This is a genomic window from Synechococcus sp. H55.11 (assembly GCF_047462475.1).
Classification (GTDB): domain Bacteria; phylum Cyanobacteriota; class Cyanobacteriia; order Thermostichales; family Thermostichaceae; genus Thermostichus.
The window spans coordinates 1-621 of record NZ_JANSJI010000318.1; the positions used below are offsets into that span (position 1 = coordinate 1).

1 protein-coding gene is annotated in these 621 nt (G+C 53.6%); it reads right to left on the reverse strand.

Translation table 11 applies throughout. The features are described from left to right. Positions 1-183: hypothetical protein (locus NW853_RS12720; RefSeq protein ID WP_414349184.1), on the reverse strand; the 183-nt coding region annotated here is incomplete at its 3' end. Positions 184-621 lie beyond the last annotated feature (438 nt).

A 621-nucleotide genomic window follows, 5' to 3' on the forward strand; every position in this document is an offset into this window, starting at 1 on the left:
CGTCCCTTCTAGGAATACCTCGCCGCGAATATCGGTGCCATCCAGGGTGCGAATACGGATGCGCCGTCGCTCCTCTCCTACTGTCTGGGCAGTTTCATAGGCTCCACGTCGGGCCGCTTTTTTGATCGATCGACCAGCAGTGCTCATAGCCTCCTGCAAATCATCCAACTGTTCGTCGCTCATCTGCCCACCCTGGAATTTGGAACCGGCACCGGAAAGGTCGCAACATACTCCCTAGCGAGTTAAGCGTAACACACAGAGGGATAGCTTGGTAGCCCCGTACTTTAGTGCGGGGCGGAAAAGCCCGTAAGCAACTTTAGTTGCTCATCAATGGTATGGTTGTCACCGAGACGTGCCGTTCCCAGGCGAGCCCCTAAAACGGTGAAAAACCCGACCGGTGGCAAGCGTCCGGGAGATACTAACGTCTCAGCCAACCTGCAAGGACTCCGTCCTGCTTATGCGATCAGAATGCGATCAGAAAAGTAAGCAGAACCTTGGGGCTTTGCCTCAAGGTTCTGTCTAGAGGTGTCTTGACAGCGCCTTTACGAGTTCATTTTTGAACTGCGTAAGAATCCCCTGCCTTTAGGCGGTGGGAGTGTCAAACTTGCCCATTCTTAACTT